Genomic DNA, 25,177 nt, shown 5'->3' with positions numbered 1-25,177 from the left:
CATGGTCCGCGCGATAGACCTGGATGCCTACGTCAAGGGCGTGCTGGACGGCAAACGGGCGGCCATCGCCCGAGCCATCACGCTCGTGGAGTCCCGGCGCGCCGACCACCGGGAGCTCGCCCAGCGGATGCTGACCGAGCTGCTGCCGCACTCGGGCGGGGCGCGCCGGATCGGTGTCACCGGCGTGCCCGGCGTCGGCAAGTCCACCTTCATCGACGCCTTCGGCACCATGCTCACCGGCCTCGGCCACCGGGTCGCGGTGCTCGCCGTCGACCCCTCCTCCAGCCGCACCGGCGGCAGCATCCTGGGCGACAAGACCCGCATGGAGCGGCTCGCCGTCGACCCGGCGGCCTTCGTACGCCCCTCGCCGACCGCCGGCACGCTCGGCGGGGTCGCCAAGGCCACCCGCGAGACCATGGTGGTGATGGAGGCCGCCGGCTACGACGTCGTCCTGGTGGAGACCGTCGGCGTCGGCCAGTCGGAGACCGCCGTCGCCGACATGGTCGACACGTTCCTGCTGCTCACCCTCGCCCGCACCGGCGATCAGCTCCAGGGCATCAAGAAGGGCGTCCTGGAGCTCGCCGACGTCATCGCCGTGAACAAAGCGGACGGACCGCACGAACGCGACGCCAAGGCCGCCGCCCGTGAACTGTCCGGGGCGCTGCGCCTGATGCACTCCCACGACGCCGCCTGGAACCCGCCCGTCCTCACGTGCAGCGCCCGCGAGAGCACCGGCCTGGACACCCTGTGGGAGCGGGTGGAGGCCCACCGGGGCGTCCTGGAGGCCACCGGCGGCCTGGCCGCCCGCCGCCGTGAGCAGCAGGTCGACTGGGTCTGGAGCATGGTCCGCGACCGGCTCCTGGCCGAGCTGCGCGACCACCCCGACGTCCGCGCGCTCGCCCCCGGCCTGGAACAACACGTGCGCGAGGGCACCCTGACGGCGGCCCTGGCCGCCGAGCGGCTGCTGGAGGCGTTCCGTCCGCCACACTGAGCGGTTCGGTAGAGCCCCGAAGGGGCGCGGGCCGTGTCGACATGCGGCTACCGCCGCGTGGGCGCGACCAGCTACGGCGGCACCGCAGCCGACCGACGACCCGTCGTGGCACTTCCAGCGGGACGCCCGGCGCCGGGGCCGCCCGGTGCGGAACGCTCCCGCGCCCATGACATCCTGAGCCGTCACGCCCCGCCGGGGCGGGAACGGCGGACGTCGGGGATTTCGAGGATGATGCAGCACATGAGACTCTGCTTCCTGGTGGAGGAGCAGTACCGGCACGACGGCATGCCGGTGGACGTGATCCGCCAACTGACCGCCTGGGGACACCGCGTGGACGTGCTGCGGCCGGGCGGTTCGCTGATCCGGCTCTCCGAGACCGTGCGCTCCGGGCACCACGACGCCTGGGTGCTCAAGACGGTCTCCGGCGGCCCGGGGCTCACCCTCCTGGAGGGCGCCGCCGCCATGGGGCTCACCACGGTCAACGACGCCCGGGCGATCCGGGGCGTACGGGACAAGGCGCTCGCGGCCGTGATCGCCGAGGCCCGGGGACTGCCGGTCCCCGTGACCTACGCCGCCGCCCGCGCCGAGGAGTTCACGGAGCTGCCCGCCGACGCCTTCCCGCTGGTGGTCAAGCCCGCCGACGGCAGCTCGGGACGGGCCGTGCGGCTCGTCCCGGACGCCGGACACCTCACCGTCCCCGGAGCCGGACCCGCCGGGGACGGTCTGCTGATCGCCCAGCCGTACGTGCCCAACTCGGGCGTCGACCTCAAGGTGTACTGCCTCGACGGCGAGCTGTACGCCACCGAGCGCCGCAGCCCCCTCCACCCGGACCGGCCGCCCACGGAGCGCCAGGTCCCTCTCGCGCCCGAGGTCGCGGCCATCGCCACCGAGGTGGGCGCCGTCTTCGGCCTCGACCTGTACGGGGTCGACATCGTCCTCGGCCCCGACGGCCCCGTCGTCGTCGACGTCAACGACTTCCCCAGCTTCCGCCAGGTGCCCGACGCCGTCGCCCGGGTGGCCCGGGCCGTCCTGCGGCTGGCCGAGGCGGGCGGCACCGCCCACGTCGTACCGATGCCCCGCCCGGCGATGACCGCGCCCGCGCGCGCGATCGGCGGCGGCGCATGAGGATCTGCCTGCTCACGCCCGACCCGCACCACCCGCTGCTGGCCGCCACCACCGCCCTGCTGACGCCCCGCCACCGGGTGGAATGGCTGGATCCGCAGGGGTTCGAGGGCTTTCCCGACCCTTCGTCCCTCGCCGACGTCTACCTCCTGAAGACCCGCACCCCCCGCGCCCTGGCCCTCGCCCGCCACCTGGAGGAGCACGGCGCGCCCGTGCTGAACTCCGCCTCGGCCACCGAGCTCTGCCAGGACCGCACCGCCATGGCCGACGTTGCCCGCCGCGCCGGACTGCCGTTCGTGGCCACCCGCACCGAGCCCTCGCTCGCCCCCCTGGTGGCGGCCGGGGAACCGGCGGCGCCCGTCGTGGTCAAGAGCCGCCACAGCCGCCGCCACGACCTGGTCGCCCGGGTCGACGACGCCGCGCGGCTGCGGGAGCTCGCCGGGCGCTGGCCGGACGAGCCCGTGGTCGTCCAGCCCTTCACCCCCAACGACGGCTGGGACCACAAGCTGTGGGTCGTCGCCGACCAGGTCTTCGCCGCGCTGCGCCGCTCCGAGCTGGCCGACTCCGTCCCGGGCGGGCGCACCCGCCCCCTCGGGCCCGGCGAGCTGCCGGCCGGATGGGCGGACCTGGCCCGGCGGGTGGGCGAGGTCTTCGCGCTGGACGTCTACGGAGTGGACCTGCTGGACGCCGGGGGAGCACCGGTGATCGTCGACATCAACGCCTTCCCGGGCATCCGGGGACAGAGCGGAGCCCCCGAGGCCCTGGCCGCGCTGGCGCTGCGCACCGCCGCGGGCAGCCGCCGGCCGCGCGTTCCGGCGGCCCCATAGGCCCGTACCGGCCTGTATCCGCCCGTATCCGGAACTTCCTTCGAACTTTCCGGCCCGTGACTCTCGCTGTCGCGACGGTCCGGGCCGATACTGCGGACGCTCCGTCGTCCGCGGTACCCGGAGGAGAGCGCCATGCTTCACGGCATCGATGTCAGCAGCCACAACAGCGTGAACTACGCGGTCCAGGGACTGGACTTCGTCTTCGTCAAGGTGACCGAGGGCACCTCGTACACCAACCCCAAGTGGGTGACCCAGCGCAACCGGGCCCGGAACGCCGGGCTCGTCGTCGGCTACTACCACTACGTCACACCCGGCTCGATGTCCGCCCAGGCCGGCTACTTCCTCGACAAGATCGCCTTACGCGCGGGCGACGTGCTCGCCCTCGACTGGGAACACCCCGACGTCTGGTGCCTGGACAAGGACCGCTGGCTGGAGGACGTCAAGGACGCGGCGCCCGCGCACCGCGTCGTCCTCTACTGCAACCGCGACTACTGGTTCAACCGCGACACCACCGACAACGCCGGCGACGGCCTGTGGATAGCCGACCCGGACCACACCCCCGGCCGCCCGGCGGTCCAGCACCCGTGGACCTTCCACCAGTACAGCTGGGCCGGCGGCCTGGACCGAAACGTCGCCCGCTTCGAGACCCGCGAGGCGTTGCGGGAGTGGGCGGGCGCGTAGCCGCGGGCCGCGCGGTGACGACGGGCCCCGGCCCGCCCCCGGCGGCCGGGGCCGGCAGGTGTTACGCGGTGGGCGGTCGGTGGTACCCGTTCTTCTGCCGGGCCGCCGGACCGCGAGGAGGACACCGATGCCGGACGAGGGCCGTGCGTGAGGCCGGGCCGTCCGTGTACGACGGCCTGTACCGGACCGCCGTCAGGGACGGCCTGCGCTGTGAGCTCCGCCTGGACGGCGCCCGCGCGTTCCACCGGATCCAGGACCGGGCGGGCACGGGCGCGGACCGCCGCACCCGGGGAGAGTACGCCGTCGACGGCACCGACGTCCGTGTATGGCTGGAACCCGTCCCTCCGCCCGTGCCCGCCGGGACCGTCGCCTTCGGCCTGCACCGGTTCGGGCGCACGCCGGTGATCGAGATGAGGCTGACCGCGGTCCTCGACGGCGCCGGCCGTCAGGTGTGCCGGCTGACGACCGGGGACGGCACGGTGTACTCGCGGGTCACCGAGGCGCGATACGGAAGACGGGAACGGGGCAGCCGCCGGTGCTGACGTTGATCAGCGAGGCGGTGGACACCCGCGAGATGCAGCCCGTGGCGTCGGCGCCGAAGAGGAACGGGTCGGTGCTCTCCCAGGACCGCTCGACGCGCAGGCGGCCGCCCTGGAGGACGGGGTAGGGAGCGGTCGGGATCGGCACGCGCTCCTGAACGACGTGCGGGGTCGCCAGGGCCCGGCCGAGGGCGCCGCGCCAGGCCGCGTCCGTGGTGAGCCAGCCGCACACGACGCCGTTGCCGCCGTAGTCGTCGTTGGGCTTGAGCACCAGATGCTCGCGCCGGGCGCGGGCGAAGTCCAGGAGGTCCACCACACGCCCGTCGGGACAGGCCGTGGGCCCCGGGCGCACGAGCCTCGTCCACGGCACGAGGGCGCCGGCGGCGACCGCCTCCGGCGCCGGCAGGAGACACCGGGTGCGCGGGTCGGTGAGCAGCCCCAGAGCCGACTTCTTGTTCGCCAGGTTGCTGGTGTACGGGTTGACCATGACGCACGCCCCGCTCGCCCAGGCACGTGTCATCGGATGCTCGGTGAAGGCGTGACCGTAGCGGGAGAGCAGGTCGGTGAGGACGGCGCGCCGGTGGACCACCGTCACCGGCCGTGGCCGCCCGTCCGCGTCACGCGTGAACAGGCCCCGCCCGGAGTCGTAGTGCAGATCGTCCGGCGTGCACACCACCGTCGGCACCCCGCGGCGCCGCAGCTGCGCCTGGAGCGCGTCGAACTCCCAGCGGAGCTTGGGCTTCCAGTCGACGATGGCCGCCCGGGGCGCCCCGCCCGGGGAGCCTCCGGCGGCCCAGGCGCGCACCAGGGTGTCGGCCATGCGCCACAGGCCCGGCACGGGCCGCACGGTGTACTCGCGGGCGAACGCCTCCATCACCGGGGTGTCCATGAAGGCGTCGGCCAGCAGGTCCTGCGAGATGATCCCGGCGGGGCTGTGGGAGTTGTACTCGACGAAGAGCGTCCGCCCGGCGGCCCGGAACCCGTCGAGCCGGGAGTGCGAGCCGGGATCGCCGGCCGTGGGGGCCATCGCGACCAGCGCCTTCTCCACGTCGGTCAGGGCCAGTTGACGCCGTACGAGGTCGCCCGCCTCTCCGGGCCGCAGGGCGTACGCGGCCAGCCGGTGGATCGCCCGCGCGAGCAGGGCGCCGTCCGCGCACCCCTGGGCGTGTTCCGTCTCGCTCATGAAGCGTGGCCGCAGCATGTGGGTCAGCGGTCGCCCGTCGGGCGTCATGTTCGCGTCGTGCTGATGCTTCAGCAGCCGGTGGTGGGTGACCTGGGCGTCGCGGTCGCGGCCGAGGAGCTCGTGGAACCGGCCGACGGCGGCCTCCACGACGCCGGTTGCGGCGCGGAGGTCATCGTGTCGCGGGCCCATGGCCGCCGTCCGTGCCCGGCCCGGTGTCCAGCTCCTCGTCCGGGCCGGCGCTGATGATGTCGTGCGCCCCTTGCACCACTTGCTGCGGTGTGAAGTGCCGCCCTCCCGGGGCGGCCGTACGGGCCTGCTGGACGGCCTCCTTGACGGACATGCCGAAGTCGAGGCAGTCCACGGCCTCCTTCGCCACCGCGTACAGCGCGCCGAGCTCCTCGGCGGCGAGGTGCCTCTCGTGCCCGTTCGACCCCGTCTTGTCGCCTGTGGCGGGGCCGGTGCCGGGTCGGTCGTTCACCACCCTCACAGGGGACCACGACGGGCGGCCGGGCGCGCGCGGCGCCGTGACCCTCCCGCCGCGGGCGCGCCGTGCGGCCGCCCGCTCCGGCTCGGACGACAGGGAGCCACGAGAGGAGCCACGAGAAGGGAAAGCGCGCTGGGCCGAATGGGTGAAGGCGGGAGACGCCGCGTCGCGACCGGTCCCGTCACGTGGCAGGCTTGCCCGGCTGATCGTGGGTCGAGCAGTGGATCCCGCCGCCGCCCGAGGCGATGGCGTCGATCTTCACCTGCACGATGTCCCGCTTGGGGAAGTGGTCCCGCAGGATGCCCTTCGTGTTCCGCGTCCGCAGCGCCGACGTCCGGGACATCGTGATCGCGAGGCTGGTCGAAGCCGTTCCCGGAGGCGGGGCGGGTGACCGTCTCCCCCAGTCAGTACCGCGACGACGGCTGATCCGCCCGGGCCCTCCGCCGTGCGAGGCCGGGCTCTGGTCGTCCCAATGAGAGCTCACTGCGGCTACGTTGTCGCCATGAGCGACCTCGACCTCCATCCCGCCCCGTCCCTCTGCGGCGGACGCGCCGACACCCCCGGCGGACCCGTGCACGAGCTGCTCGAACCCAAACGAGTGCCGCTCGGCGAATCCACGTACGTCCGCCGGCTGCTCCCGAACCTGGGACGGCGCATGATCGGCGGATGGGCCTTCGTCGACCACTACGGCCCGGACGACATCGCCGACGAGCCGGGGATGCAGGTTCCGCCGCATCCGCACATGGGGCTGCAGACCGTCAGCTGGCTGCACGAGGGAGAAGTGCTCCACCGGGACAGCGTCGGCAGCCTGCAGACCGTTCGCCCCCGGGAACTCGGTCTGATGACATCCGGCCGTGGCATCGCGCACTCGGAGGAGAGCCCCCGGCCGCATTCCCGCTATCTGCACGGCGCGCAGCTCTGGGTCGCCCTCCCCGACGCCCACCGGCACGTGGCACCGCACTTCGAGCACCATCCCGACCTGCCGACCGTCGGCGCGCCGGGCGTGACCGCGACGGTGATTCTGGGCGAGCTCGACGGCGCTGCCTCGCCCGGCACCACCTACAGCCCTCTTGTCGGTGCCGACATCGCCCTCGCCGGTGGGACGCGGACGAGCCTGCCGGTGGAACCCGACTTCGAGTACGCGGTACTCGGCATGTCCGGCGAAGCGCGGGTGGACGGCGTCCCCGTTCTGCCGGGTTCCATGCTCTATCTCGGATGCGGGCGCACCGAACTGCCGGTTCACGCCGAGTCGGACGCCGGGCTGATGCTCCTGGGAGGTGAACCCTTCGAGGAGGAGATCGTCATGTTCTGGAATTTCGTCGGTCGTTCTCACGAGGATATCGCGCAGGCCCGTTCCGACTGGATGACCGGCTCCCGCTTCGGCGAGGTGCACGGCTACGCGGGGGACCGGCTGCCCGCTCCCGGACTGCCCCCGGTGGCGCTCAAACCACGAGGAAGGGCACGCTGAACGACAGCGGCCCAGGGAGACGGCGTGACCGAGGACGGAACGGCGATCGCCGGGAAGGCGCCGGCGGAACAGGCGCCGGTGGAACAGGCCCCCGGGAAACAGGAATCGGCGGAACAGGCCCCGGCCGGGCTGGAGGCCTCGGCGCTGCGGCCGCTGAACGTGCTGGCGATCGCGGTTTCGGCGATCTCGCCGACGACCTCGGTCTTCCTCGTCTACGGCACCGGGCTCGCCTCGGCCGGCACCGGCGTCGTCCACGCCTTCCTCATCGGCGCGGTGATCGTGCTGGCCATGGCGGTGTGCTACGCCGAGACCGGCTCGCTCTTCCCGTCCGCGGGCGGTGCGTACACCATCGTGCACCGGGCGCTGGGGCCGGTGTGGGGCGGGCTGGCGACCGTGCTGTTCCTGCTGCTCGGGCTGGTGACCACGGCTTCGGTGTGCACCGCCGCCGCGACCTATCTGTCCGGGCTGGTGCCCGGTGGGCCGCCGGCCGGCTGGACCGCCCTGGCGATGCTGGCCGCGATCACCGCGCTGTCGATGGGCCGGATCGCACCGGCGAGCTGGGTCGCGACCGCCATGCTGCTCCTGGAACTCGTGGTGATCCTCGCCTTCACCGTCTGCGCCCTGACCCACGTCGCCCCGGACAGCCATCCGTTCACCCATCCGGTGGTGCCCGGCGCGTCGGGGCTGATCGCCGCGGTGGTGCCGGCGCTGTTCGCGTTCAACGGCTATGACTGGCCGCTGTACTTCGCCGAGGAGGCCCGCGGGTCGCGGCGCGCGCTGCCGCGGGCGGTGGTGTGGGCGGCGGGGGTGGCGGTGGTGGTGGAAGTGTTCGCGGTGGCGGCGGCCACCTTCGCCGTACGGGACGTCGGCCGGACCGCGGCCGACGGCTCGCCGTTGTCACTGATCGCCCATCAGGTGATGGGGTCGACGGGAGCGACCGTCCTGCTGGCCGGGGTCGTGGTGGCGATGTTCGACACCGGGCTGTCGGCCAACCTCGGCTACGCCCGCGTCTACTACGCGGCGGCGCGCGACGGCATGCTGCCCGGGCCGCTGGGGCGGTTCTTCGGGTACACCTCGCCGCGCTCCCGGGTCCCGGTGTACGGCTTCGCGTTCCTCTTCGTGGGCAACGGCGTCCTGTGCGTCTTCAGTTCGCTCAACGACCTGATCACCTTCACCGGTGTCGTGGTCGTCACCGTGTGCCTGCTGGTCGCGGTGGCGGCGCTGGTGTGCCGGGTCCGTGCGCGCCGGGCCGCCCCCGGTGACCGGCCGCCGTTCCGCATGCCGCTGTGGCCGGTGCCGCCGCTGGTCGTGGTCGCGGGCGTGGCCGTGGCGCTGACCCAGCAGGCCGCCCGTGATCTGCTCATCGTGGGCGTCGTCTGCGTGATCGCCGTCGCCGGTTACGCCGTCGCACGCCGGCCGGGCGGTGCGGGAGGCGGCCGCCGTCGGTAGACGTCATGTCGCGGACCCGCCCGGCGCACCCGCGAGTCGCGCGTAGGCGTCCTTGGCCTGGGGCGTCTGGCCGTGGACCAGGTGGAACGACGCCTCCGCCATCAAGCGTGCCGCGGTGGTGTCCGAGGACATGGCGCGGGCACCCGTCGCGGCGACGCAGGCGGCGGCGGTGCGCAGCGCCAGGTCGACGGCGGCCGCCCGGGTCGCGAGCCGTTCGTCGATCGCTTCGCCGGGCGGCCGGGTGTCGATCAAGCCGTAAGCGCGGGAACGCAGTTGCCCGGCCCGCAGCTTCGCGCTGTCGGAGCATGCCTTGAACGCCTCGTGCTGGGCGAGGAACCGGCTGGTCGCCCGCAGGGATCCGAAGACGGCCGGGTGGGTGTCGGCATTGTGGTTCAGGTAGGCGCGCAGCCAGTCCGCGCGCCGGGGCATGCTCACGACCTGGTCGCGTCCGACGGGTACGTCGGTCAGGTCGATGGCGACGGCGCGGGTGGCGTGCATGCTCCACAGGCTGTGCCGGTGTACGGCCGTCCGGGGCGAGTCGAGGTCTTCGGCCGGGAGCAGGGCGAACAGGACGCGGTCGTCGGGCGCGAGCGCGCCGACCAGGACGACGTCGGCCAGCCCCCAACCGGTGAGCCAGGCGATGCGGCCGTTCAACGCCCAGCCGCCTCCGGTGCCGGGTGCGGCGGTGACGGCGGGCGGTCCGGGGCGGGCGAGATGGGAGATGGCGTGGCCGCTGAGGGCGCGTCCGGTGAGCAGGGGGGTGAGCCACCGCTCCCGCAGGGCCTGGTTGTCGCTGGCGGCGACCGCCCGTACGGGCTGATGGTGCTGGGCGTAGACGAACCAGGTGGCGCCGTCGGCCGCCGAGATGATCTCCGTCGCCTGGCGGAGCAGGGCCGGGGCGCGGGTCGCCAGTCCGAGGGCGCCGGCCGCGGCGAGCGCGTCCAGATGGCCGCGCGGCACGCCCTCGCGTGCGGTCCCGTCGGCGAGGGGGCGCAGCAGTTCGTCGGCGACGCGGGTCGTCGCGGTGAGCACCTCGGTGTCGTCGAGGCTCGGGGCGGTGGGTCCGGCCATCAGGCGTTCGTGGCGGTGGCCAGGGCGGTGAACTTCTCCCCGAGTGGCCTGATGATATTGCGTTCGACCTCGTAGTAGCTGGTCAGCGCGGCCATGGGGGCGCGGCGCAGGTGCCAGCGGCCGGTGAGGTTGCAGCCGATGTCGCGGCCGGCGAAGGTGCCGGTGGCCCAGCCGTCCTTCTCGTCGTCCAGGGTGCGCTCGACGCGGAAGTAGTTGAACAGGCTGGTGGCCGTGGCGCGGACCGTCTCCTGCGGGTCGTCCGGGCGCGGGTCGGCCACGCCGAACCAGCACTCGGGTCCGTCGGCGTCCTTGACGTAGGCGTCGTTGAAGCCCAGCCAGGGCCAGACGAAGGCGATGAGACCGGCCTTGTCGGTGGGACAGTCGTCCGCCGAACAGTCCGGGGGGATGCGCTCGGGGTCGATGTAGAAGCGGCCGAGCCAGGTGGGCAGCCAGAGGTAGAAGGGGTAGGAACTGTTGTCGGACAGCAGGTAGCTGTTGGCGTTGGAGTGCAGTTCGTTTCCGGCCACGGGGGTGAGGCGGACGCCGTATTCGGGGATGGCGAAGCGGACGCTGATCACTTCGTAGAAGGCGCGGATGTCCCGGAAGTATTCGGACAACGCATCGTAGGCGGAGGGTGCTTGGGCGAGAACGTCGGTCCTGAAGATCACGTGGTCTCCTGTTGTCACGACGGCCGCTTGGCTGTTCACCCGATGTTCCAGCTCCTGTGCAGAGCGGTAAAGAGTGACAAGTCGGATTGGCTCGAACCGGGTGGGGTGACGCGTGGGCGGTGTGGTCGTGATCGGCGCGGGGGTGGGCGGCTGTTATGCCGCCTTCCGGCTGGTGACGGGCTCGCGGAACGTGACGCTGTACGAGAGCGGATATCGGGCCGGGGGTAGGATCCGGTCCGTGCCGGTGCGCGGCGGAGGCTGGGCGGAACTGGGTGCCATGCGACTGAACAGGGAAGCCGCGCCGGTGATGGCGCTGCTGAACCATCTGGGCCTGGCCGATTCACTGACGCCCTTCCCTTTCGGCAGGCCGGAGAATTTCGTCGAGGCCCGGGGAAAACTGCTCCGTCAACGGGATTTCGCCAACACGGTTCGCATTCCTTACGCGGTGAGAAGGCGAAGCCGCGAGACGAATGCGGACGGGCTGACCCTTGAGGCGGTGGAGTCGGCCGTGCCGGGATTCGAACGGCTCCGGGAGACATATCACCGGGCGGTGCGGGAGCGGCGCCCCGCCGAGGCCGCGTCGGCGCGGGCCCGGTACCGGTCGGCACGCGGAACGGCGCTCGTGCGGGGCGAGCCGCTGGAGAAGGTCTCCTGGCCACGGGTCCTCGCGGCGGCGCTGGACCGGGAGGCGTTACGGCTCGTCGCGGACACCGGTGGGTACGACGTCCACGCGGGCGGCGCGGCCGAATGGATCGACGTCCTCTTCCACACCCCGCCGCGGGCCGAGTACGTCACGCTCGCCGGCGGGATGGAGTCGTTGCCCAGGGCCTTGCACAGCGCGTTCGAGGCGGCCGGCGGCCGGACGCGCTGGGGCCGTCGGCTGTGCCGCATCGCCTTCGCCGACCGGGTCGGCGGCCCGTACGAGCTGACGTTCGCCCTCGAGGACCGTACGGGCCGGGACACCGGACGCCGGGAGCGCGTACGGGCCGGGACGGTGATCCTGGCGCTGCCCCAGGACGCCCTGCGCCGTATCCGGACCGAACCGGGGATCTTCGGCCCCTGCTGGCACGACGATCTGGAAGCGGTCGAGCCGGTGCGTGCCGCGAAGCTGTTCCTCGCCTACGACGAGCCGTGGTGGCGTGGGTGCGGCGTGGAGACCGGGCGCAGCACCACCGATCTTCCCCTGCGGCAACTGTGGTACGCGCCCGGAGGGGCTTCCCGGCTCCTGCTGGCCGCCTATCCCAGCGGCCCGTCCGCCGCGTTCTGGGATCGCTTCGGCGCGGGCCCGTCGTATCACGTGCCCGGCGGCGCGGACACGTTCGGCGGAGGTCCGCCGGCCCCGGCCGCCGCCGTGGCGCACGCCCACCGGCTGCTGTGTCACATGCACCGGGTCCGGGCGCGCCCACCGGTGGCGGCCTGCCGGCAGGACTGGGGGCGCCCGCCGCACCCGGCGGCCTGGCACATATGGCGGACCGGCCGGGCCACGGAGGAGGTCGCGGCCCGTATGCGCGCCCCCGCGCCAGGAGGGGCCCTGTACGTCGTCAGCGACTGCTGGACCGCGGACCCCGGTTCGATACCCGGCACCCTCGGCTGCGCCGAACAGGTCCTGCGGGAGCACCTCGCGCTGCCCCGGCCGCCCTGGCCTTCGTGAGTCCCGCGCCTCGCCCACCGCCCACAGCGCCGCTCAGGTCCTCACCTCAGGAGGAAGCATGACCGCGTCCGTCTCCGTCGTCGAACCCGACATGGCGAAGCTGCTCGACCACCTCGCCCGGCAGCCCGCACTCGCGCGCCGGCTGGGCGGAGCCCGGGACCAGTGGTCCGCCCGGGAGATCGGCGACGGCAACGTCAACCTCGTCTTCGCCGTCCACGGCCCGGCCGGAGCCGTGTGCGTCAAGCAGGCCCCGCCGTACGTGCGGGCGGCCGGCCCGAGCTGGCCCCTGACGCCCCGGCGGGTCCTGTTCGAACACCGTGCCCTGGTCGAGCACCGGCGGCACGCCGGCCCGTACGTTCCGGAGCCCCTGCACGTGGATCCGGAGGAGCATCTGCTCACCGTGGAGTACCTCGAAGGGCACACGGTCATGCGCGGCGGCCTCACGGCCGGCGCGCGCTACCCGCACTTCGCCGGACAGATCGCCCGCTATCTCGCGCGCACCCTCTTCTTCACCTCGGACCTCGCGCTGCCCGCGGGGCGCAAACGGGAACTGGCGTCACTTTTCGAGACCAACACGGCCATGTGCCAGATCATGGAGGACATGGTCTTCACCGAGGTTTTCCTGCCCCACCCGCGCAACCGGTGGACCAGCCCGGAACTCGACGAGGACGTACGGCGTCTCCAGCGGGACACCGAGCTGAAACTCGCCGTGTCCCGGCTGAAGCAGCGCTATCTCACCTCCCGCGACGCGCTCCTGCACGGAGACCTCCACACCGGCTCGATCATGGTCTCCGAGGAATCCCTCGGCGTGATCGACCAGGAATTCGCCTGCTACGGCCCCATGGGCTTCGACCTGGGAACCCTCCTGGCCCACCTGCTCATCGCCTACTTCGCCGCCGGCGCGCGCGGACCGGACCGGGCCGCCCAGCAGGAGTGGCTGCTGTCCACCGTCGAACAGCTCTGGGACGGCTTCCGGACGCACTTCACCGAGCTGTGGCGAGACCACGCCGACGGCGACGGCTACCCGCCCGCCCTCTTCACGGGGTCCGCCGCGCCCGCGTTGGAGGCCGAACGGCGGTGCTACCTCGACGAGTTGTTCACCGAGACCCTCGGATTCTGTGGCGCCGAGATCATCCGCCGGGTCGTCGGCTTCGCCCGACCCGCCGATTTCACCACCATCACCGACTCCGCCCACCGCGCCGCGGCCGAGCGGCGGGCACTCGCGCTGGCCCGGGCCCTGACGACGGCGCCGACCGCCCACCGCTCCGCCGCCGACCTCACCGCGGCCGCGCGAGACAGCTGACGCGTCGTCGGCAAGCGCACTCTCACCCGCCGAGCGCGCTCAGCCCCGGTACGAACGTCACCAGCACGGGGACGACCGGCACCAGCGCCGCCATCGCCGTGAGGCGGAGCCGCTGGAGGGCCGTCAGCCGGGGCGCGGGGGCCAGCAGGCGGTCGACCCGGTCCGGGAGCCGTGAGACCCCGGCCGGGCAGGGGCCGAACACGCCCCGGTCCTCGTTGAGTTCGACCAGCGCGAGCGCGGTCGTCAGCCGGCCGAAGCGCCGGGAGGCCGAGTCGTCGGCCGCCAGCTCGACCAGGTGGTGCATCTGGTCGCGGAAGGCCGCGAACACCGGCACCCGGGGAAAGCCCTTGGCCAGCGCGGAGGAGACGTGCAGCAGCCAGTCGTGCCGGGCCCGGGCGTGCCCCTGTTCGTGCGCGAGGACCGCGTCCAGCTGGGAGCCCTTCAGCCGCCGCAGCGCCGCCGTCGTGATGACCAGCCGGGGCGCGGCGCCGCCCCGCAGCAGCCACGCCTCGGCCCGCTCGCCCTCCAGCACCACGAGCCGCTCACCGCCGCGCTCCTCCCCGGGCAGCAGGGGCGCGCGGACGAGGAGGTCCGCGCGACGCCGTCGGCGCCGGGCCCGGGCGGTGCGGATCTCGTGGGTGAGCATCGCCGCCGTCCGGACCGCCCCGCAGGCGAGGACGACGGCCAGGGGAGCGGCCCAGGTGCCGTACCCGGTCAGGGCGTACGCCTCCATCACCCCGCGCGGAGCGGGCGCGAACACATGACCGCGCACCGCCTCCCACGCGGCGGCCGCGCTCAGCGCCATGGCCAGCGCGCAGCACAACAGCACGGCGGCCACGACGCATTGCCACACGAGCAACGCGAGCACGGGTTCCCGGGTGGGCCAGTCGGCACGTGTCAGCACACGCGGCGCCAGCGCCGCGACCAGGCCGCCGAGGACCAGCAGCGCGAGCGGGACCATCATGGTGTCAGCCTATGAGGGCCGTGCCGTGCCCGGATACGGGCAGTGTGCCGAAGTGACACAGGACACGCGGCCCGCGGTCAGCCCGTCGGACCGCGCATCGGGCCGCCTGTCACATCGTCAGGAGCATGACCAGCATCCCTATGGCCATCGACAGCCGGCACGCCGTGGCCACCCCGGCCCCGACGGGCGGTTCCGGGCGCGCCGCGCCGCCCCGTACCACCGGCGCCCCGGCCGGGACGGGGACGACACCCGCCACCGTACGGACCACGTACACCGCGAAGTACACCAGCAACAGCCCGGTGAGCAGCGGTGTCCCGGCGGGCGGGTGGTCCGCGCCGGTATGGCCCGCGTGGGCGCCGGCCGGGACGGCCGCCATGGCGAGGGCCATGTAGACCATCGCGAACGCGCCCACCGCGTGGTGCAGATGATGGGGGCCGGGAGCCGCGCGGGCGGCGGTCAGGGCGTGCAGCCCCATCGCCCCGAACAGCGCGGCGAGGAGCGCGTGACCCCAGGGCGGGGTGTCCAGGACGGCCGTGGGCACGGCCATGGCCGCCATGCCCAGGGCCATGACGGCGTCGCCCCCCGCGACCGCGGCCCGGCGCTCCCCCGCCGCGCCGGGCCGCGCCCGCAGAAGGCAGTACACGCCCGCGGCGGCGCACAGCGCGACCAGCGACCAGCCGACCAGCGGCGGTCCGTGCACGGCACACCTCCCGACGCGGTCTCTCCCTCCGGAGGATGCCCGGGCCGGACGCCGCACACGGGAGCGCACAGGCGCACGGCCGTAGCACGGAGAGGGCCGTACGCGCGCCCGCGCAGCGCCGGTGCGCGACCGCGGTGCGCCGGGCGGGGGAGTCGCGGGGAGAGCGGGAGGGGTCGCTCAGCGGGAGGGGGCGCTCGGAGGACGTTCAGACGGTCGGCCGGTAGCGGATCGGGTGCCCCTCCGGTACCTCCACCACCGCGATGCGCACGCCGTCCGGGTCCGCGATCCACATCTCGATCAGCCCCCACGGCTTCTTCTCCGGCGGCTCCAGCACCACCACGCCCCGCTCCAGGAACTCCGCGTACGCCGCCGCCGCGTCCGCCACCTGGAACCAGAGCTCGAGCCCGGGCGCGGGAGGCGTCCGCGACCGGCCCGACACCTCCAGGAAGCCGCCGCCCAGGAAGTAGACGACACCGCGCTCCGCTCCCGTGCCGAACTCCCGGTAGACCGCGAGCCCCAGGGTCTCGCCGTAGAACCGCCGCGACCGCTCGGGATCGGTCGGTCTCAGTAACAACCTGCTGCTCAGTACATGCACCATGCCCGCGACTGTACGCACACCCCCTCCGTTAGGGTCGTTCATACGCCCGAAACCCACCAGGACGCGCGTATCAGGGCGCGCGCACCGGACGGTCGGGGAACCGCAGGAGAGGATCAGGGAGCCCATGGAGACCGCCAGCCGCCCCACCACCGAGCCGGCCTTCCGGATCGCGACCGCCGATGACGTACCGGCGCTCGTCCGGCTGGTCGAGTCGGCCTACCGGGGCGACGAGAGCCGGGCCGGCTGGACGACCGAGGCGGATCTGCTCGACGGCCAGCGGACCGACCCCGAGGGCGTGCTCGCCGTGATCACCGACGGGAACAGCCGGCTGATGATCGCGGAGCGCGACGGCGAGCTGCTCGCCTGCTGCCAGCTGGAGCACCGGGGCGACCACGTCTACTTCGGCATGTTCGCGGTCCGGCCCACCGCCCAGGGCGGCGGACTGGGCAAGCTCGTCATGGCGGAGGCCGAGCGCGTCGCCCGCGCCGAGTGGGGCGCCCTCGCCATGCACATGACCGTGATCAGGCAGCGTGACGAGCTGATCGCCTGGTACGAGCGCCGCGGCTACCGGCGCACCGGCGAGATGAGCCCGTTCCCCTACGGCGACGAGCGCTTCGGCGTCCCGCAGCGCGACGACCTGGAGTTCGAGCTGCTGATCAAGGAACTCGCCGCCTGAGTGCCGCGGCCCCGGCGCACGGCCCCTGGCGATCACCGGGGGCCGCACCCGAAGATGGCCGGAACACGCCTAGAACGGCCCCGGTGGCGGCAGAGGCCGGAGAGACGGATGATCGGAGCTGATGCCCCGGACGGAGGAGGCCGACAGGAAAAACAGCGGCGTCACCGGGGGGTCGGCAGGATAATTTATGGCTGCACCTCTTGAGCCGGAGAACCTCGCATGGATACGGTGTCTTAACGCCAGGTTCTCCAGAGGAGGGTTAGTCGTGACGGAAATCTTTGCGTCGACGGCAACGCAAGCCGACATTTTGTCTGTGGATCGTGTTGTCGAGCATCCCGCGTGGGCTGCCCTCAAGAGCGCCGTGGAGACAATCCGGCCCTGGCAGTCCGCCGACGGCTCCATCGACCTCGCCGCGGAGGGCGCACCACCGGGCGAGACGGTCCGCGCCGAGGTCGAGGTGGTCATAGCCGCCGTGGAGCAGCTCTCGCCGCTCCTGCCGCACGACGCGGAGTACCACGCCGCGCTCGTCGCCGACCTGCGCCGCTGGGCCGACGACGGCTTCGGCGTCCCGGACTTCCTTCAGGCGCTGCTGGCCTTCCAGCCCGCCGCCCAGCGCGCCGACGGCCTCCAGCACCTCGTCGTCTTCCCCATGTACACGCAGAACGGCAACCCCGACCGCAACTTCGAAGCGGTCGTGCTGCGCGTGGTCTGGCCGGAGTGGCTCGCCGAGCTCGAGCGCACCCGCTACGACAACCCGCTGTTCCTCGGCATCACCTTCGAGGACTTCACCTCGGGCTACGACACCAACTCCGCCGTCCTCTTCCCGGAGACCATCGCCGTGCGCGAGGCCCCCGAGCGCTTCACCTGGGGCGGCATCTTCTGCGACCGCGAGGCCGCCCGCTTCCGCCGGGTCACCGAGGCCGCCGTGGAGACCCTCAAGCTGGAGCTCCCCGACGACATCGCCGCCATGCTGCACGACCAGCAGCGCTGCCAGGAGGCCTTCGTCCTGTGGGACATGGTCCACGACCGCACCCACAGCCACGGCGACCTGCCCTTCGACCCCTTCATGATCAAGCAGCGGCAGCCGTTCTGGATGTACGGCCTGGAGGAGCTGCGCTGTGACCTCACCGCCTTCAAGGAGGCCGTGAAGCTGGAGGGCGACGGCTACGCCCAGGGCCGTGACGTGCAGTACGCCGTCCTCTTCGACCGGATGTTCCGCTTCCCGCTCACCGGCGACCGCGTCCGCAACTACGACGGCCTCGGCGGCCAGCTGCTCTTCGCGTACCTCCACAAGCACGACGTCGTACGCTGGACGGACAACACCCTGCACATCGACTGGGACCGTGCCCCGCAGGTCACCAACCAGCTGTGCGGCGAGATCGAGAAGCTCTACCGCGACGGCATCGACCGCCCCAAGCTCGTCCACTGGTTCGCCGCCTACGAGCTCGTCTCGACCTACCTCGCGCCGCACCCCGGCTCCGTGTGGGCCAAGGGCCCCGACGCCCTCGACCTCACCCTCCCCCCGCGCAAGCTGGTGGACGAGGTGCTCTCGGACGAATTCCCGCTCAGCATGTTCTTCGAGGCCCTTGCCAAGAAGCTGCGCGGCGTGATCGCCTCGACCAAGGGGATCACCGCGGCCGGCGCTGAGCAGGTGGCGGCGTGAGTGAGCGCGAGAAGGAGGCGACGGGCATGAGCACTGCGACGAACGGGAACGGCGGACCGCTGGACGGTGCCGTCGTGGCGGTGGCCGGAGCGGCCGGCCCGGCGGGCCGGGCGACCCTGCTGCGGCTCGCCGAGGCCGGAGCGATCGTCGTCGCCGCCGACGCGGACGCCGCGCGCCTCGCCGAGGCCGTGGACGCCGCCCGCTACGCCCACGGCGGCGCCACCGTCACCGGCGACACCGTGGACCTGCTCGACCTCGGCGCCTCCCGGGCCTGGGCGGACCGCACCGAGAAGGAGTTCGGGCGGATCGACGGCCTGGTCCACCTGGTCGGCGGCTGGCGCGGCTCGGCGACCTTCGCCGAGACCGACCTCGCCGACTGGGAGGTGCTGGAGAAGCTGCTCGTCAAGACCGTCCAGCACACCTCGCTGGCCTTCGAGGCCCCCCTGGCCCGCAGCGGCAACGGCCGCTACGTGCTGATCAGCGCCGCGGGCGCCAGCAAGCCCACCGCCGGGAACGCCGCCTACTCCGCCGCCAAGGCCGCCGCCGAGGCCTGGACCCTGGCCCTCGCCGACTCCTTCCGCAAGGCGGGCGGCGAGGACGCCCCGCCGGCCGCCGCCACGGTCCTGGTGGTCAAGGCGCTGGTGCACGACGCGATGCGCGCCGAACGACCCACCGCGAAATTCGCGGGCTTCACCGACGTCAAGGACCTGGCCCAGGCCATCGCCGGCGTCTGGGACAAGCCCGCCCAGGAAGTGAACGGAACCCGTCAGTGGCTGACCCCGCAACCGTGACCCCGCCCGTGACCGACGCGATACGCCGGCACGACCCCGAGGTGCGCGGCTTCGCCAGCGACAACTACGCGGGCGCGCACCCCGAGATCCTCGCGGCGCTCGCCCTCGCCAACGGCGGCCACCAGGTCGCCTACGGCGAGGACGACTACACCGCCCATCTCCAGGACGTGATGCGGGCCCACTTCGGGCCCACGGCCCAGGCCTTCCCCGTCTTCAACGGCACCGGTGCCAACGTCGTCGCCCTCCAGGCCGCGACCGAGCGGTGGGGCGCGGTCGTCTGCGCCTCCTCCGCGCACATCAACGTCGACGAGTGCGGGGCGCCCGAGCGCGTCGGCGGGCTGAAGCTGCTCCACGTGCCCACCGAGCACGGCAAGCTCACCCCGGAGCTGATCGACCGTGAGGCGTTCGGCTGGGAGGACGAGCACCGGGCCCAGCCGCAGATCGTCTCGATCACCCAGACCACCGAGCTCGGGACCTGCTACACCCCCGAGGAGATCCGGGAGATCTGCGACCACGCCCACGAGCGGGGCATGAAGGTCCACCTGGACGGCTCCCGGATCGCCAACGCGGCGGCCTCCCTGGGCCTGCCCCTGCGCGCGTTCACCACGGACGCCGGGGTCGACCTGCTCTCCTTCGGCGGCACCAAGAACGGCATGGTCTTCGGCGAGTGCGTCGTCGTCCTCAACCCGGACGCGGTGCGGGCGATGAAGCACCTGCGCAAGATGTCGATGCAGCTCGCGTCGAAGATGCGCTTCGTCTCCGTGCAGTTCGAGGCGCTGCTCTCCGGCGACCTGTGGCTGCGCAGCGCCGGGCACGCCAACGCCATGGCGGCGCGGCTGGCCGAGGGCGTCCGCGGCATCGAGGGCGTCGAGGTGCTCCACCCGGTGCAGTCCAACGCCGTCTTCGCCCGGCTGCCGCACGACGTGAGCGAGCGCCTCCAGAAGCGCTACCGCTTCTACTTCTGGAACGAGGCCGCCGGGGACGTCCGCTGGATGTGCTCCTTCGACACCACAGAGGCCGACATCGACGCCTTCACCGCCGCGATCGCGGAGGAAATGGCCAAGCGGTAGCGGTCGGCGCCATCGGTACCTACGGGTGCGGGGTACGTACGGTGACGTACGTACCCCGCACCCATTCGCGTAGGTCTTCCGGTCAGCGCCGTCCGTCCGCCGCGGCGACCGCCGGGGCGGGGGCCGTGCCGCCGAGGTGGGCGGGGATCCACCAGCTGTCGCCGGGGCCCTCCGCACGCACCGGATAGGCGCGCTGGGCGGCCTCCAGGAGGTCCTGGACCCGGGCGCGGACGCGCGCGGTGACCTGCTCGGCGGGCTCGGCCGGATCCGCGGTCACCGGCTCGCCCACCCGGATGGTCACCGGGATGTGGTTGCGGCGCAGATCGCGCTTGTGGCCCTTGGTCCACAGCCGCTGGGTGCCCCACAGCGCCACCGGCACCAGCGGCACCCCGGCCTCCTGGGCCAGCCGGGCCGCGCCGGACTTGAAGTTCTTCAGCGTGAAGGAGGTGGAGATCGTCGCCTCGGGGAAGACGCCGACGATCTCGCCCGACCGCAGGGCGGTGAGCGCGTGCTTGTAGGCGTCGAGGCCGGCCGAGCGGTCGACGGGTATGTGCTTCATCGCCCGCATCAGCGGCCCGGAGACCTTGTGGCGGAAGACGGACTCCTTGGCCATGAAGCGCACCAGCCGCTTGGCGGGCCGGGCGGCCAGCCCGGCGAAGACGAAGTCGAGGTAGCCGATGTGGTTGCTCACCAGGACCGCCCCGCCACGTGACGGGACGTGCTCGCTGCCCTGGATGTCGAAGCGCAGGTCGAGCGCCTTGAACATGGTGCGTGCCATACCGATCACCGGGGGGTAGACGAGCTCTGCCATATCGGGAAGATCCTTCCGGCCTGGGGAGGGTGCTCCCGGCTGAAACGCTGATGTGCTGAAGCGCCTAAGTTACGCGTACGTAGGGTTGGCTTTCGCCAGATCGTGCCTGAATGCCCGCCGAGGAGCCAGCCGGGTGCCCCCGGGGTCCACGAGATCCTCGTCACGTCGGGAAATTTCCCGGTGGGCGATGATGCTGCAAGCAGCGACCGGAGGTGGACACCGGTTATGGACGAGGGAGGGTGAGCGTGCCCGCAGGGGACGAACGGCAAGGCGCGCCGGAGCGGCTGAGCGCCGCCGAGATCGGAGTGGCGGAGCTGGGGGAGCGGGCCACGCTCGTCCAGTTCTCCAGCGCCTTCTGTCAGCCGTGTCGTGCGACCCGGCGCGTCCTCGCGGACGTCGCGGCCATGGTCGACGGCGTGGCGCACGTCGAGGTCGACGCGGAGGCCCGGCTGGAGCTCGTCCGCGCCCTGGGCGTCACGGCCACCCCCACCACGCTCGTCCTGGACGGCGCGGGACGCGTCGTACGGCGTGCCGCCGGGCAGCCGCGGCGGGCCGATGTCATCGCGGCACTGGGCGCGGCGGTCTGAACACGCCGTGCTCCGCTCCATCCACTCCGTCCGCTCCATCCACTCCGCCCGCTTCGGCAGAAGGGCAACCCCATGACGGTCTCTCCCGGACTCGACGCCGCGGATCCCGCCGGTCCCGAGCTGCTGCGCTCGGTCTTCCGCAGGCACGCGGCCGGTGTGGCGGTGATCACCGCGCAGGGCGCCCGCCCGGTCGGCTTCACCGCCACCTCCCTGACCTCGGTGGCGGCGACGCCCCCGCTCGTCTCCTTCGGCGTGGGCACCGGCTCCTCCAGCTGGCCCGTGCTGGCGGAGGCCGAGCACGTCGGCGTCCACATACTCGGCGAGCACCAGCGGGAGCTGGCCGCCACCTTCGCGCGCAGCGGCGCCGACCGGTTCGGCGCGGCCACGGGCTGGCGGACCGGCCCGCACGGAGTGCCGCTGCTGGAGGGTGTCCTGGCCTGGATGGTCTGCCGCGTCGTGGCCCGGGTGCCGGCCGGGGACCACCGCCTGGTGCTCGCCGAGGCGGTCGCCGGAGACCCCACGGGTACGGGCCGGCCACTGCTGTACCACCAGGGTCGCTTCAACGGTTTGCGCGACTGAGGAATCCCTTCTCCCCGCGTTGGGCAGATCACAGTCGACCGGCCTTGCGTTCGGTGAACAGCCTCGATGTACTGACGAGTAACATTCCGGTCGAGGGCGGGAGCCGTACCGATCGGGGTCCGCCCCACCAGGCGCCTATGCTGCCTGCGAAGGCAGCTTTGATAGAGACGATGCAGTAGGAGAGCCGGCGTGAGCTTGAGGATCGTTGTCACTGTGAAGTACGTGCCTGACGCCACGGGCGACCGGCACTTCGCCGAAGACCTGACCGTCGACCGCGACGACGTGGACGGTCTGCTCTCGGAGCTCGACGAGTACGCGGTCGAGCAGGCCCTCCAGATCAAGGAAGCGGCCGACGACGACGCGGAGATCACCGTTCTGACCGTCGGCCCCGAGGACGCCAAGGACGCCCTTCGCAAGGCGCTGTCCATGGGTGCGGACAAGGCCGTCCACGTCGAGGACGACGACCTCCACGGCACCGACGCGCTGGGCACCTCGCTGGTGCTGGCCAAGGCTCTGGAGCACGTCGGCTACGACCTGGTGATCTCGGGCATGGCCTCCACCGACGGCGGCATGGGTGTCGTCCCGGCGATGCTCGCCGAGCGCCTGGGCGTGCCGCAGGTGACCCTGCTCTCCGAGGTGGCCGTCGAGGGCGGCAAGGTGACGGGCCGTCGTGACGGCGACGCCGCGAGCGAGCAGCTGGAGGCGTCCCTCCCGGCCGTCGTGTCCGTCACGGACCAGTCCGGCGAGGCCCGCTACCCGTCCTTCAAGGGCATCATGGCCGCCAAGAAGAAGCCGGTGGAGTCCCTGGACCTCTCCGACCTGGGCATCGAGGCCGACGAGGTCGGTCTGGACGGCGCCTGGACCACGGTCGACGAGGCCACGGAGCGCCCGGCCCGTACCGCCGGCACGATCGTCAAGGACGAGGGCGAGGGCGGCAAGCAGCTCGCCGAGTTCCTCGCGGGCCAGAAGTTCGTCTGACGGCTGGGGGTCCGGGGGTCACCCCCGGGCCGGCACAGCGTCTGAGCCCGAACGCCCACCGTTCCTTCCTTCGTACTTGCAGGAGAGCAACACCATGGCTGAAGTTCTCGTCTACGTCGACCACGTGGACGGCGCCGTCCGCAAGCCCACCCTCGAGCTGCTGACCCTCGCCCGCCGCATCGGCGAGCCCGTGGCCGTGCACCTCGGCGCCGGCGCGGACACCGCCGCCGCGACGCTCGCCGAGTACGGCGCGGTCAAGGTCCTCACCGCCGACGCCCCCGAGTTCGCCGACTACCTCGTCGTACCGAAGGTGGACGCGCTCGAGGCCGCGTACAAGGCCGTCTCCCCGGCCGCCGTGCTCGTCCCGTCCTCCGCCGAGGGCAAGGAGATCGCGGCCCGCCTGGCCGTCCGCATCGGCTCCGGCATCATCACCGACGCCGTCGACCTGGAGGCCGGCGACGAGGGCCCGGTGGCCACGCAGTCCGTCTTCGCGGCCTCGTACTCCACCAAGTCCCGTGTCACCAAGGGCACCCCGGTCATCACCGTCAAGCCCAACTCCGCCGCCCCGGAGGCCGCCCCGGCCGCCGGCGCCGTCGAGCAGCTGGCCGTCTCCTTCGGCAGCGCGTCCACCGGCACCAAGGTCGTCTCCCGTACCCCGCGCGAGTCCACCGGCCGCCCCGAGCTGACCGAGGCCGCGATCGTGGTCTCCGGCGGCCGCGGCGTCAACGGCGCCGAGAACTTCACCATCGTCGAGGCCCTCGCCGACTCCCTCGGCGCGGCGGTCGGCGCCTCCCGCGCCGCGGTCGACGCCGGCTGGTACCCCCACACCAACCAGGTCGGCCAGACCGGCAAGTCCGTCTCGCCGCAGCTCTACATCGCGGCGGGCATCTCCGGTGCCATCCAGCACCGCGCCGGCATGCAGACCTCGAAGACGATCGTCGCCATCAACAAGGACGCCGAGGCCCCGATCTTCGAGCTCGTCGACTACGGCGTCGTGGGCGACCTCTTCGAGGTCGTCCCGCAGCTGACGGAGGAGATCAAGGCCCGCAAGGGCTGATCCCACCTGCTCCTGACAGGGCCCTCGCCCCGGCCGCGCGCCGGGACGAGGGCCCTGCGCCGTTACCGGCGAGGCGGGTTGGGCCGTCCCGCCTTCTCCCACCTGTGGAAGGTGTGGGTCCGTGCGTGGACGAACGCCTTGACCGGGTCGGCGGAGTACGTCCAGGGCACGCCGCCGACGTACCCGCCGACGGCGCGGAACTGCTCGACCGCCTCCGCGTATCGGCGCGTCATGAACAAGCACTGCGCCAAGAGGTGTCTGACCATCGGAATCCGGTGATGCCCGGGCGGCGCCTGATCGAGCGCGCGCAGGGTGGCGTCCACGGCGGCCGTGGTGTACGGCTTCAGATAGATCCGGAAGCTGTTGTCCGCGAGCTCCTGCTCGACCACCGCGTACAACCGCAGCGCGGGGAGCAGGCTGCCCCAAGGGGCCGAGGCGGCGGCCTGATCGACGAAGCCGAACATCGCCTCCCGGGAGCCCCGCCACTTGGCGCACCAGTACTGAAGCGCGGACATATGCGCTCCGAAATGGTGGGGATCGCGGGCGGTGATCTGCGCCCACAGAGCGTGGAAGCCCTGGTGTGACCAACCCAGTCCCTGGGCGATGGTGATCTGTACGACCCAGGGGCTGGGGTCGTCCGGCGCCAGCCGTGCCGCCTCCCGGCAGGCGGGCAGCGCCTCCTCCAGAAGCCGGTGGAAGCCCGCGAACTGCCGGGCGCTCGTGTGCCGTGCCCGCGCGGCGCCACGGGCCTGCCCGGCCAGCACGACGAGCATGTCGGCGTACACCAGAGCGGCCGCCGGATCGCCCGGGCACTCGGCGTACCAGGCCCGCAGCCAGCGGTCGTCCTCGGCGGCTGCGTACGCGAGGACCCCCAGCCGGTACCACCGCAGATCCCAGTCGTCCCGCCCGGTCTGGGCGAACCACCCGGCGGCGGTCCGCCAATCCCCCGCGAGGACGGCCTCCCTGACCGCGTCCGCCTCCGGATCGGGCCCCGCGTACCGGGCGTCGAGCTGCCCGGCCGGCACCAGGCCGTACTTGGCCGGGTCGATGGCCCTGCGCGCGCTGAGGACGGCGTCGGAGGTTTTCTCTCCGTGCAGGTGGCGGTTCTTGACGGCCATGACGGGGACGGTGATCAGCGATGAGGCGAGTACGCCGCCGCCTATGAGGGTGAGGGGTTCCATATGTTCCTCGGGTGATGCGGGCCCGGCTTGTGTGCGGACCTGGTGCGGGTGTGCGGATGAAGTTCGGGTCCTGGTCCGCAGGACC

The 25,177-nt window shown here is 72.7% G+C and carries 26 protein-coding genes and 1 pseudogene; 17 read left to right on the top strand and 10 right to left on the bottom strand.

Going from position 1 to position 25,177, the window contains the following annotated elements:
• The first annotated feature begins 1 nt into the window (after window position 1).
• From meaB to ACFYZR_RS29365, 5 genes are all read left to right on the top strand, one after another.
• Window positions 2-991, top strand: coding sequence for a methylmalonyl Co-A mutase-associated GTPase MeaB (meaB, locus tag ACFYZR_RS29385; RefSeq protein ID WP_391915690.1), 990 nt, complete (start codon window positions 2-4; stop codon window positions 989-991).
• Between the two features lie 240 nt (window positions 992-1,231).
• Entirely contained in the window at window positions 1,232-2,116 is an 885-nt protein-coding gene (locus ACFYZR_RS29380) for a RimK family alpha-L-glutamate ligase (protein WP_391915687.1), read from the top strand.
• Window positions 2,113-2,940 carry a RimK family alpha-L-glutamate ligase gene (locus tag ACFYZR_RS29375; RefSeq protein ID WP_391915685.1) on the top strand — a complete coding sequence of 276 codons (828 nt, stop codon included), beginning with the start codon at window positions 2,113-2,115 and terminating at the stop codon, window positions 2,938-2,940. Before ACFYZR_RS29380 ends, ACFYZR_RS29375 begins: the two co-directional genes overlap by 4 nt.
• Before the next feature lie 132 nt (window positions 2,941-3,072).
• Window positions 3,073-3,621, top strand: coding sequence for a glycoside hydrolase family 25 protein (locus ACFYZR_RS29370; RefSeq protein ID WP_391915682.1), 549 nt, complete (start codon window positions 3,073-3,075; stop codon window positions 3,619-3,621).
• Window positions 3,622-3,764: 143 nt separating this feature from the next.
• Entirely contained in the window at window positions 3,765-4,163 is a 399-nt protein-coding gene (locus tag ACFYZR_RS29365; RefSeq protein ID WP_391915680.1) for a hypothetical protein, read from the top strand.
• On the opposite strand, the gene ACFYZR_RS29360 is transcribed toward ACFYZR_RS29365, so the two are convergent.
• The 3 genes and pseudogenes from ACFYZR_RS29360 to ACFYZR_RS29350 all read right to left on the bottom strand — a co-directional run.
• Window positions 4,114-5,532, bottom strand: a complete 1,419-nt coding sequence (locus ACFYZR_RS29360; RefSeq protein ID WP_391915677.1) for a hypothetical protein — start codon at window positions 5,530-5,532, stop codon at window positions 4,114-4,116. The two genes, ACFYZR_RS29365 and ACFYZR_RS29360, sit on opposite strands and share 50 nt — an antisense overlap.
• Window positions 5,513-5,824: a hypothetical protein gene (locus ACFYZR_RS29355; protein WP_391915674.1), complete on the bottom strand. Its 312-nt coding sequence runs from the start codon at window positions 5,822-5,824 to the stop codon at window positions 5,513-5,515. The genes ACFYZR_RS29360 and ACFYZR_RS29355 overlap by 20 nt, the downstream gene beginning before the upstream one ends.
• A gap of 184 nt (window positions 5,825-6,008) precedes the next feature.
• Window positions 6,009-6,134, bottom strand: a pseudogene (locus ACFYZR_RS29350) (agmatine deiminase family protein); the annotation flags it as partial.
• 195 nt (window positions 6,135-6,329) lie between these two features.
• On the opposite strand from ACFYZR_RS29350, the gene ACFYZR_RS29345 reads away from it, so the two are divergent.
• Both ACFYZR_RS29345 and ACFYZR_RS29340 read left to right on the top strand, forming a co-directional pair.
• Window positions 6,330-7,295, top strand: a complete 966-nt coding sequence (locus ACFYZR_RS29345) for a pirin family protein (RefSeq protein WP_391915671.1) — start codon at window positions 6,330-6,332, stop codon at window positions 7,293-7,295.
• Between the two features lie 24 nt (window positions 7,296-7,319).
• Window positions 7,320-8,744 carry an APC family permease gene (locus ACFYZR_RS29340; protein WP_391915669.1) on the top strand — a complete coding sequence of 475 codons (1,425 nt, stop codon included), beginning with the start codon at window positions 7,320-7,322 and terminating at the stop codon, window positions 8,742-8,744.
• A gap of 3 nt (window positions 8,745-8,747) precedes the next feature.
• On the opposite strand, the gene ACFYZR_RS29335 is transcribed toward ACFYZR_RS29340, so the two are convergent.
• Both ACFYZR_RS29335 and ACFYZR_RS29330 read right to left on the bottom strand, forming a co-directional pair.
• Window positions 8,748-9,815 (bottom strand): hypothetical protein, encoded by a 1,068-nt coding sequence (locus ACFYZR_RS29335; RefSeq protein WP_391915667.1) that lies wholly within the window; start codon window positions 9,813-9,815, stop codon window positions 8,748-8,750.
• Window positions 9,815-10,483, bottom strand: coding sequence for a hypothetical protein (locus ACFYZR_RS29330; RefSeq protein WP_391915664.1), 669 nt, complete (start codon window positions 10,481-10,483; stop codon window positions 9,815-9,817). Before ACFYZR_RS29330 ends, ACFYZR_RS29335 begins: the two co-directional genes overlap by 1 nt.
• Window positions 10,484-10,595: 112 nt before the next feature.
• Here ACFYZR_RS29330 and ACFYZR_RS29325 point away from each other — a divergent pair, with 112 nt between their 5' ends.
• Together ACFYZR_RS29325 and mtnK are read left to right on the top strand one after the other, a co-directional pair.
• Complete coding sequence (locus ACFYZR_RS29325) at window positions 10,596-12,134, top strand: flavin monoamine oxidase family protein (protein ID WP_391915662.1); 1,539 nt, start codon at window positions 10,596-10,598, stop codon at window positions 12,132-12,134.
• 58 nt (window positions 12,135-12,192) lie between these two features.
• On the top strand, window positions 12,193-13,437 hold the full coding sequence (gene mtnK, locus ACFYZR_RS29320) for an S-methyl-5-thioribose kinase (protein WP_391915659.1): 1,245 nt from the start codon (window positions 12,193-12,195) through the stop codon (window positions 13,435-13,437).
• Window positions 13,438-13,459: 22 nt separating this feature from the next.
• Here mtnK and ACFYZR_RS29315 read toward each other — a convergent pair whose 3' ends face one another.
• From ACFYZR_RS29315 to ACFYZR_RS29305, 3 genes are all read right to left on the bottom strand, one after another.
• On the bottom strand, window positions 13,460-14,401 hold the full coding sequence (locus tag ACFYZR_RS29315) for a M56 family metallopeptidase (protein WP_391915657.1): 942 nt from the start codon (window positions 14,399-14,401) through the stop codon (window positions 13,460-13,462).
• Between the two features lie 109 nt (window positions 14,402-14,510).
• Window positions 14,511-15,101: a DUF5134 domain-containing protein gene (locus tag ACFYZR_RS29310; protein ID WP_391915654.1), complete on the bottom strand. Its 591-nt coding sequence runs from the start codon at window positions 15,099-15,101 to the stop codon at window positions 14,511-14,513.
• 205 nt (window positions 15,102-15,306) lie between these two features.
• Complete coding sequence (locus ACFYZR_RS29305) at window positions 15,307-15,699, bottom strand: VOC family protein (protein WP_391915652.1); 393 nt, start codon at window positions 15,697-15,699, stop codon at window positions 15,307-15,309.
• A gap of 124 nt (window positions 15,700-15,823) precedes the next feature.
• Between ACFYZR_RS29305 and ACFYZR_RS29300 the strand changes: the two genes are divergently transcribed.
• From ACFYZR_RS29300 to ACFYZR_RS29285, 4 genes are all read left to right on the top strand, one after another.
• Window positions 15,824-16,375, top strand: coding sequence for a GNAT family N-acetyltransferase (locus tag ACFYZR_RS29300; protein ID WP_391915650.1), 552 nt, complete (start codon window positions 15,824-15,826; stop codon window positions 16,373-16,375).
• Between the two features lie 187 nt (window positions 16,376-16,562).
• A complete protein-coding gene (locus ACFYZR_RS29295) occupies window positions 16,563-18,038 on the top strand; it encodes a DUF6421 family protein (RefSeq protein WP_391915647.1) in 1,476 nt (491 codons plus the stop codon).
• 26 nt (window positions 18,039-18,064) lie between these two features.
• Window positions 18,065-18,829: an SDR family NAD(P)-dependent oxidoreductase gene (locus ACFYZR_RS29290; RefSeq protein WP_391915645.1), complete on the top strand. Its 765-nt coding sequence runs from the start codon at window positions 18,065-18,067 to the stop codon at window positions 18,827-18,829.
• Window positions 18,808-19,899 carry a low specificity L-threonine aldolase gene (locus ACFYZR_RS29285; protein ID WP_311614157.1) on the top strand — a complete coding sequence of 364 codons (1,092 nt, stop codon included), beginning with the start codon at window positions 18,808-18,810 and terminating at the stop codon, window positions 19,897-19,899. The genes ACFYZR_RS29290 and ACFYZR_RS29285 overlap by 22 nt, the downstream gene beginning before the upstream one ends.
• Before the next feature lie 82 nt (window positions 19,900-19,981).
• Here ACFYZR_RS29285 and ACFYZR_RS29280 read toward each other — a convergent pair whose 3' ends face one another.
• Window positions 19,982-20,710: a lysophospholipid acyltransferase family protein gene (locus ACFYZR_RS29280; protein WP_391915642.1), complete on the bottom strand. Its 729-nt coding sequence runs from the start codon at window positions 20,708-20,710 to the stop codon at window positions 19,982-19,984.
• A 245-nt stretch (window positions 20,711-20,955) separates the two neighbouring features.
• On the opposite strand from ACFYZR_RS29280, the gene ACFYZR_RS29275 reads away from it, so the two are divergent.
• From ACFYZR_RS29275 to ACFYZR_RS29260, 4 genes are all read left to right on the top strand, one after another.
• Window positions 20,956-21,297 carry a TlpA family protein disulfide reductase gene (locus tag ACFYZR_RS29275; RefSeq protein WP_391915639.1) on the top strand — a complete coding sequence of 114 codons (342 nt, stop codon included), beginning with the start codon at window positions 20,956-20,958 and terminating at the stop codon, window positions 21,295-21,297.
• 72 nt (window positions 21,298-21,369) lie between these two features.
• Window positions 21,370-21,876: a flavin reductase family protein gene (locus ACFYZR_RS29270; protein WP_391915637.1), complete on the top strand. Its 507-nt coding sequence runs from the start codon at window positions 21,370-21,372 to the stop codon at window positions 21,874-21,876.
• 189 nt (window positions 21,877-22,065) lie between these two features.
• The gene (locus ACFYZR_RS29265) at window positions 22,066-22,854 is read left to right on the top strand and encodes an electron transfer flavoprotein subunit beta/FixA family protein (RefSeq protein WP_391915634.1); all 789 of its coding nucleotides are present in this window, start codon (window positions 22,066-22,068) and stop codon (window positions 22,852-22,854) included.
• A 94-nt stretch (window positions 22,855-22,948) separates the two neighbouring features.
• Window positions 22,949-23,911, top strand: coding sequence for an electron transfer flavoprotein subunit alpha/FixB family protein (locus tag ACFYZR_RS29260; protein ID WP_391915630.1), 963 nt, complete (start codon window positions 22,949-22,951; stop codon window positions 23,909-23,911).
• A 62-nt stretch (window positions 23,912-23,973) separates the two neighbouring features.
• On the opposite strand, the gene ACFYZR_RS29255 is transcribed toward ACFYZR_RS29260, so the two are convergent.
• On the bottom strand, window positions 23,974-25,092 hold the full coding sequence (locus tag ACFYZR_RS29255) for a hypothetical protein (RefSeq protein WP_391915626.1): 1,119 nt from the start codon (window positions 25,090-25,092) through the stop codon (window positions 23,974-23,976).
• Between the last annotated feature and the right edge of the window lie 85 nt (window positions 25,093-25,177).

It is taken from the genome of Streptomyces sp. NPDC001678, assembly GCF_042892945.1.
GTDB lineage: Bacteria > Actinomycetota > Actinomycetes > Streptomycetales > Streptomycetaceae > Streptomyces.
Note: the sequence above shows the minus strand (reverse complement) of the source record. Positions and strands in the feature narration are given on the sequence as shown.